The 7,270-nt window shown below is 73.4% G+C and carries 6 protein-coding genes and 1 tRNA gene; 2 read left to right on the top strand and 5 right to left on the bottom strand.

What is annotated here, in order from left to right:
• Window positions 1–98: 98 nt before the first annotated feature.
• A tRNA-Arg gene (locus IEY78_RS28635) sits at window positions 99–174 on the top strand.
• Between the two features lie 393 nt (window positions 175–567).
• Here the strand turns inward: IEY78_RS28635 and IEY78_RS28630 are convergent.
• The 4 genes from IEY78_RS28630 to IEY78_RS28615 form a co-directional block, all read right to left on the bottom strand.
• Window positions 568–900: a putative quinol monooxygenase gene (locus tag IEY78_RS28630; protein WP_189103138.1), complete on the bottom strand. Its 333-nt coding sequence runs from the start codon at window positions 898–900 to the stop codon at window positions 568–570.
• Between the two features lie 87 nt (window positions 901–987).
• Window positions 988–2,361 (bottom strand): 3-deoxy-7-phosphoheptulonate synthase, encoded by a 1,374-nt coding sequence (locus IEY78_RS28625; protein ID WP_189103136.1) that lies wholly within the window; start codon window positions 2,359–2,361, stop codon window positions 988–990.
• A gap of 79 nt (window positions 2,362–2,440) precedes the next feature.
• The gene (locus IEY78_RS28620; protein WP_189103134.1) at window positions 2,441–3,142 is read right to left on the bottom strand and encodes an O-methyltransferase; all 702 of its coding nucleotides are present in this window, start codon (window positions 3,140–3,142) and stop codon (window positions 2,441–2,443) included.
• 46 nt (window positions 3,143–3,188) lie between these two features.
• Window positions 3,189–3,932 (bottom strand): hypothetical protein, encoded by a 744-nt coding sequence (locus IEY78_RS28615; protein WP_189103132.1) that lies wholly within the window; start codon window positions 3,930–3,932, stop codon window positions 3,189–3,191.
• 667 nt (window positions 3,933–4,599) lie between these two features.
• On the opposite strand from IEY78_RS28615, the gene IEY78_RS28610 reads away from it, so the two are divergent.
• Window positions 4,600–6,243, top strand: coding sequence for a class I adenylate-forming enzyme family protein (locus tag IEY78_RS28610; RefSeq protein WP_189103130.1), 1,644 nt, complete (start codon window positions 4,600–4,602; stop codon window positions 6,241–6,243).
• A gap of 17 nt (window positions 6,244–6,260) precedes the next feature.
• Here the strand turns inward: IEY78_RS28610 and IEY78_RS28605 are convergent, their stop codons facing one another.
• Window positions 6,261–7,136 (bottom strand): LysR family transcriptional regulator, encoded by an 876-nt coding sequence (locus IEY78_RS28605; protein ID WP_189103128.1) that lies wholly within the window; start codon window positions 7,134–7,136, stop codon window positions 6,261–6,263.
• Between the last annotated feature and the right edge of the window lie 134 nt (window positions 7,137–7,270).

Genomic DNA, 7,270 nt, shown 5'->3' with positions numbered 1-7,270 from the left:
ATCTCCACCGGGCGTGTGCACGTCGTCTGACCAGCACGCTTGCCGAAGCGGCTCGGGCGACCCCCTGGGGTTTCCGGCAACGTTTCCGACAAGCCCCTGCCTCCGTAGCTCAGGGGATAGAGCACCGCTCTCCTAAAGCGGGTGTCGCAGGTTCGAATCCTGCCGGGGGCACCAGTTTCACCATGCGTTACACACCAAAGGCCCGGTTCGGAGTGGACATCCGACCCGGGCCCCACGCTTGCCCTCGTCTTGGCTTGCGGACCCCGCCGGGGCGCCCCCCGATCTCGGGCCGACCGCAGTGCGGCCGCCCGCGCAGGACCGGAACCGGCTCTTGCGAAAGAGATCGCCGAGCAGCCGCAGATATCCGCCCTCGGCTTCAACTGGGGCAAGCTCAACAGCTGCCTCTCCAGCGCAGGCATCTCTTCCTGGGCAAATCGCGGACACCGTGCACCCGCACCAGCTCCCAGCAAGCCGCCTGCCGAGGGCTCCACCGACGTTACGAAGAAGCCAGGCCGGACCATGTCCGGCCTGGCTTTCCCGTTTCAGGCTCCGGTGGCTGGCTGGGCGTCAGTCCTCAGGGTGGTGGATCGAGTAGACCGTGTAGGCGTGGGGGTCGGGCTTGGCGAGTTCGGCGGCCTTGTCGCGGTAGTGCTGGACGTCGGGGTCGGCCATGGTGGCCTTGATGTCGGCCTTGCTGCGCCACTGGGCGTAGTAGACGAGGCGCTTGCCGTCGAGGCTGGTGAGGATGTTGACGGAGAGGCAGCCCGGGCGGTGCCGGATGAAGCGGTCGGCGCCCTCCCTCATCACCTCGGCGAGTTCCTTCTGCTTGTCGGGCTCCACCTCGAAGACGTTGATCATGGCGAAGGTGCCGTCGTCGGTGCGGATCACGGTTTCGGTCATGGGTGTTCGTTCCTTTCGTGGTCGGGTCGTGTGGGCTGTACGGCCTGGGTGGCGGTTGTCGGGGTCGTGGTGGGTGCCCGGTGTCGTTCAGTGGAGGGCGGTGCCGGCCAGGCGGGGGGTGGGGCGTGGGGGTGGGGGTGTCGCCCAGGTGCGGGCCACCTCGACGGCCTGGGCCGGGTTGAGGCGGGGGTCGCAGTGGGAGGCGGGGGCGGGGGACTCGGGCGACCCGTTGTCGGTGAAATCGCTGTCCGAGCAAGAGACTTGGGCCGGGGCTCGGGGTGGCGGAGTGGTGGCCGTCGGGTCGTCCCAGGCGCATTCCGTCACGTCGTACGGGGTGGTTTCGAGGTGGAGGCCGGCGGGGGTGCCGCCGGCTTCGGTGACGGCGGTCAGGAAGGCGCGGACCTCGGTGAGGAGGGCGGGGAGCGGGCGGGTCTTCGCGCCCGTAGGGGACTTGAGGGTGTTGCCGTGCATCGGGTCGCACAGCCACACGACGGGGTGGCCGGCCCGGTGGACGGCGGCGACCAGCGGTGGAAGGGCGGTGGCGGCCGTCCGGGCGCCCATGCGGGCGATGAGGGTGAGCCGGCCGGGCTCGCGGCCGGGGTCGAGGCGGGCGCACAGGGCGAGCAGGTCCTCGGGCCGGGTGGTCGGCCCGACCTTGCAGGCCACGGGGTTGGCGACGTGGGCCAGCATCATGGCGTGCGGGCCGTCCGGGTGCCGGGTGCGCTCGCCGATCCAGGGGAGATGGGTGGAGGTCAGCAGGGTCTCGCCGGTCGTGGTGCGGCGCAGCAGCGGCAGCTCGTAGTCGAAGAGGAGTGCCTCGTGGCTGGCCCACACGGGGGCGGCGGTGGCCGGTGTCCGGGGGTCCGTGCGCTGCCGCAGGCAGGCGAGGGCGCGGGACGCGGCGTGGTAGCAGTCCAGCATCCGCTGCGGGTCGGCCCGGCGCGCCGTCGGGGTGGGCTCGGGGGCGTTGACCAGGTGGCCGCGGTAGACGGGCAGGGTCAGGCCGTCGACGGTTTCGGTCGGGGCGCTGCGCGGCTTGGCGAACTGCCCGGCGATCCGTCCGATGCGCACCACCGGTTTGCCGGTGCCGGCCTCCATCACCCCGGCGAGGGCGTCGAGCAGTCCGGCCTTGCGGGTGACCGCCGACGGGGTGCACTCGGCCGGGTCCTCGGCGCAGTCGCCCGCCTGGATCACCTGGCGGTCGCCGGCCGCGGCCTCGGCGAGCAGGGTCCGCAGCCGGTGGACCTCCTCCCAGGTGACCAGGCCGGGCAGCCGGGCCAGTTCGCCGCCGAGGGCCGCGGCGCGGACCGGGTCGGGCCAGTCCGGCTGCTGGGTGGCCGAGCCGATGCCCCAGGCGGCGCGCGTGTCGGGTCCGGCGCCGGGCCCGTCGGGCAGGCGCCGCGGCGGGTGGCCGGGCGGTCGGGTCGTGTGGGTGGTTCTGCCGTGCGGTGCTGCGTGCATACCGGCCCCCGTGTTCGGTTCGCTGTGTGCGTGCTGGCTCCGGCCTGTGCCGGCCTGGTTCGTGTCGTGCGGGCGCGCCTCAGCGCAGCGGCGGCTCCCCGGCCGGCAGTCGGCGGGCGAACGTCAGGCCGTCCGCGATCGGCAGCATGACCAGCTCGACGCGGGGGTCGCGGCGCGCGTGCGCGTTGAACTCGCGGATGGCCGCGGCCTTTTCGCCGGGCTGCTCGGCGAGCACCTCGCCGTTGAAGAGGGTGTTGTCGGCGAGGAGCAGGGCGCCGGGGCGCAGTCGCGGCACCAGTTCCTCCCAGTAGCCGATGTAGCCGGGCTTGTCGGCGTCGATGAAGGCCAGGTCCAGGTGCGGCTCGGCGGGCAGGGCGCGCAGGGTGTCCAGGGCGGGGCCGAGGCGCAGCTCGATGCGGTCGCCGACGCCGTCGCGGTCCCAGAAGTCGCGGGCGAGCGCGGTCCATTCGGCGGACACGTCGCAGGTGAGCAGGGAGCCGTCGGCGGGCAGGCCGCGGGCCAGGCAGAGCGCGGAGTAGCCGGTGAAGGTGCCGACCTCGACGATGCGGCGGGCGCCCAGGAGCCGCACCAGGAAGGTCAGCAGGGCGCCCTCCTCGGGCGCGACGACCATGTGTGCCTGGTGCGGGAGCGCGGCGCCGGTGCGGGCGATCAGCTCGGCCAGCAGCGGGTCGGGGGTCATCCGGCCCTGGTCGAGCAGGTAGTCGTGGAGCTCGGGGGTGAGCGGCAGGTTCCTGGGGGTCAGCGTGCCGTTGCGCAGCATGGGGTCTCCGGTGTGGGTAGGGACTGGGTGGAGCGCGGGCCGGGGCTCAGGCGGGGACGTCCGGGGCGGCGCGCCGCCACTCCCGGTAGGCGTGGCGTACGGCCTCGGCCTCCAGCGGGATCCGGTCGAGGAAGGCCCGCAGATCGCCGGGGCAGTGCAGCTCGAAGCGACGCCGCCGGGCGGGCTGCCCGTGCGCGCGGACGAAGTACAGGACGGTGGAGCCCTGGGGGCCCTCGTGGGGGTTGTGTCCGCCGCCCTCCCACAGCAGACCGGCCTCGGTACGCCAGGCGGTGACGAGGTCCGCCAGCAGCGGCGGGCTCGGGCGGCCGACGACGAACGCGGTGTGGTCCTCGAAGCCGTGCGCGGCCTCGGACGCGGCCAGGTGCGGGTCGAACGCGGCGCAGTCGCGGGGGAAGAGGAACACCTCGACCGCCGGGTGGCGCCGCCCGTCCGGCAGGTCCAGCCGGAGCCGGGTGAGGTGGACGTCGCAGCTCTCCGGGTCGAGGCCGTGGCGTGCGCTCAGCCGGCGGCGCACCACCGTGCTCGGCACGGTGGGCAGCGGGGCCAGGCCGCACTGTTCCAGATGGCGCAGGCCCGCGTCGAGGGTCTGCGGGAACAGCAGGACGGCGCAGTGGTCGAACCGGCAGTTCCGCTCGGTCAGGGACGTGGCCCCGCCTTCCGGCAGGGCCGGTTCGAGCAGCGACGACACCGGGGCGCCCGACGCGCGGCGGGCGTCGCGGATCGTGTCGGCCAGCCGCCGCAGATCGGTGCCGGAGAATGCGCCGCCCACCGGTAATTCACCGTCCACGGACGGGAATTCGCCGGCGGAACGCACACTTTCCTTTGTGGCGTGAGAAGCGCGGACTACGGACATCGATACCTCCTGTATCGGGGCCGTCGGAATTCTGTGGTGGTTTTCCGGCGCCCGGCAAGGCCCTGGGCGGACGGGTATCGGAGCAGGCGGCTCCGATAGGCCGGAGTTCGGTCCGGCAAGGCGGTTGACCAGCGGATACGTGACACGTTCGGCCTTCTCGATGGCATTCATCGGAGTCGCCGAATACCTCTGCCGGAACGATTCACGAGGGCATGCCCAACCGGAGGTCAGGGCTTCGTTATTGAGTTTCCTTATAGGCACGCGGCGTGGCGTCCGGGCCCCGGCAGCCGGTTGTTCAGAAATGAACGGTCCAGCGTCGTCCGTGCAGACGACATCCATCGGCGCGGCCGAACGTCGGCGGGGGAAAGCAATCGGCAGCGGGCGTCCTCCCCTATCCGCACGCCCGCGCACCGCCCCCACATCACGGGACCGGCCGTTTGTTATCGCGGCCGGGGCGGTGCGGCGTATCAGGAGTTCTTATCGGTTTTCCCCTGGACCGTCCGCGCGAATTCCGCCCAGAATCCGTGCGGCGAGGCAGCGCAAGGCAAGGACTTCCGCCGCTGCCCGGAACGGAGGATTCTTCGTGAACGCTCTCCCCACGGAATCGACGACGACCGCTTTCACGTTCACCGGCGCTCTCGCGCGTGCCGCGGCCCGCCGGACGGATCCGGCGGTGTGGGACGGCGGGACCGGGCGGACCTGGCTCGACTGCCTGCACCAGGCTGAGCGGACCGCCGGCGCGCTGTACGGGCGGGGACTGCGGCCCGGTGACGTCCTCGCGGCGCAGCTGCCGAACTCCTGGGAGCTGGTGGTGCTGCACGCGGCCACCGCCCGGCTCGGTGTGCTGCTGCTGCCGCTGCACTGCGCGTACGGCGCCCGCGAGGTGCGGTCCCTGGTCGACCAGGCCGGCGCCGTCGCGCTGGTGGCGCGGGGTTCCTACCGCGGCCGGGACCGCGTCGGGGAGATCCGTGCGGTGCGCGAGGGGTGCGGCTCGCTGCGGCACGTGTGGGTGGTGGGGGACGGCGGGGCGTCCGGCGCGGGGTCGCTGCCGAGCGCCGCGGAGCTGCTGGACGAGGCGCCCGAACCGGCCCCCGGGGTACTGCCGGAGCCGCCGCGCGATCCGCGGGCCCCGCTGATGCTGCTCGCCTCCTCCGGGACGACCTCCCGGCGCCCGAAGTTGTGTGTGCACAGCCATGAAGGCCTGCTCGGCAACGCGGCGGCCGTCGCGGCGGACGGCGGCCTGGGAGCCGGGGACACGCTGGTCTCCGCGAGCCCGCTCAGCCATGCCTTCGGGCTGCTCTCGGTCCATCTGGCGCTGGTCACCGGCGGCCGGGTCGGGCTGTTCGACGGGTGGGATCCGCGGCGGTTCGCCCGCGCCCTGCGCGACGCCTCGGCCACCACGGCGTTCCTCGTCCCGGCCCAACTACGAGATCTGGTCGCCTTGTTGGCGGACGATGCGGAGGCCGGTGATCCGCCGCTCGCGCTGCGGGAGGTGCGCACCGGCGGCGCCCCGGTACCCCGCGAGCTGGCCGGGGACGTGCGGCGGACGCTGGGCGCGCGGCTGGTCGTGCAGTGGGGGATGACGGAGATCGGCGCGGGGACCTTCACCCGTCCCGGCGATCCGCCCGAAGCGGCGTCCACCATCGGGCGGCCGGTGTCCGGGGGCGAGGTCAGGGTGGTGGACCGCGCGGGCCGCCGCGCCGGGCCGGGCGCGACCGGGGAACTCCAGTACCGCAGCCCCTTCCTGTTCCACGGCTACCACGGCGCGCCGGAGCTGACCCGGGCCGCGCTCACCCCCGACGGCTGGCTGCGCACCGGCGACCTGGCCGTCCTCCACCCGGACGGTTCGGTCGGCTACCGGGGCCGCGCCGACGAGCTGATCAACCGCGGCGGGCTGAAGTTCAGCGCCCTGGAGGTGGAGGAACTGCTCGGCGATCTGCCGCAGTTGGCGCAGCACGCGATCGTGGGGCGGCCCGATCCGCGGCTGGGGCAGCGCTCCTGCCTGCTGGCCGCGCTCCGCGCCGGCGCCGCCCTGACGCTGGACGAGGTGACCGGGCATCTGTCCCGCAAGGGGCTGGCCACGTACAAGCTGCCCGAGGAGCTGGTGGTCGTGGACCGGCTGCCGACCACGGTCACCGGCAAGATCGCCCGGCACCGGCTGGCGTCGATCCCGCTGCCGCCCCGTCCGCGGCCGCCCGTGCCGGTGGCCGGCGAGGGCGACCGGTGACCGGCCGCCCGCCGCCGTCAGCCGCCCAGTTGCCGGCGCAGCACGGTCTGGAAGCCCATCAGGTTCGGGTTCGCGGAGTTGCGGTCCAGCCAGGTCATGGTCACGGTCGTGTGCAGATCGGTGTCGCCGACCTTCACGAGGGCCACCTCGCCGCGGCTCGCCTGCTCGCGCACCGCCGTCAGGGGCAGCAGTGCGCAGCCCATCCCGGCGGCCACGCACGCGCCGAGGGTGCCGATGCTGGACACCTCCGCGACCGGCTCCTTCGCCGCCACCGCCCCGAAGGCGCGGTCGAACATCTCCCGGAAGCCGCAGCCCCGTTCGGTGGCCAGGAAGGGCTCCTTGGCCAGCTCCTCGAGACCGGCCTCGCCGCGGCCGGCGAGATGGTGCCCCGGCGGCACGATGACCGCCAGCGGCTCCTCGGCCAGCGTCTCGGCGCGCAGGCTCGCGTCGTCCGGCGGGTCGCCGAAGGTCAGGCACAGGTCCAGGTCGCCGCGGCGCACGGCCTTGTACAGCTCGCCGCGGTTGTCCTGCGCCAGCCGCACCCGCGCCTGCGGATGCAGCGAGCGGTAGTGCGCGAGCACCTCCGGCAGCAGGTGGCGGCAGAGGGTCTCCAGGGCGCCGAAGGCGAGTTCCGCGCCGGGCCGGGAGACCGCCCAGCGCGTCTCCTCCAGCAGCTTGAGGATCTTGTCCGTGTACGCGGCGAGCGCCACTCCCTGCGGGGTCAGCCGCACCCGGCGCTGCGACCGGTCGAGCAGCTCGACCCCCAGATCGCGTTCCAGCGCCTGGATCTGGTCGCTGACGCTGGACTGCGCGTAGTGCAGTTCCTTGGCCGCTTGCGTGACGCTGAGCGTCCTGGCCACCGTTTCGAACGTACGAAGATGCCGCAGCTCCACGATTGTGCCGCCCCCCTGGCTGACCTATCGGCTGGGCCGATGGTACCCATAGGCCATCCCCGTCGTCACCACCCTCAATTCCCCTTCCGATTCCGGTTGAATGGATTGTGCCGCCCCCAGCAGCGCGGGCCGCG

The organism is Streptomyces kronopolitis, assembly GCF_014646275.1.
Taxonomy (GTDB): Bacteria; Actinomycetota; Actinomycetes; order Streptomycetales; family Streptomycetaceae; genus Streptomyces; species Streptomyces kronopolitis.
This window is presented reverse-complemented; position numbering and strand designations above follow the sequence as displayed.

Excerpts from the sequence above, each read along its gene's own strand:
- IEY78_RS28630 (WP_189103138.1), bottom strand. The coding sequence starts at position 900 with ATGACCGAAACCGTGATCCGCACCGACGACGGCACCTTCGCCATGATC.
- IEY78_RS28625 (WP_189103136.1), bottom strand. The coding sequence starts at position 2,361 with ATGCACGCAGCACCGCACGGCAGAACCACCCACACGACCCGACCGCCC.
- IEY78_RS28620 (WP_189103134.1), bottom strand. The coding sequence starts at position 3,142 with ATGCTGCGCAACGGCACGCTGACCCCCAGGAACCTGCCGCTCACCCCC.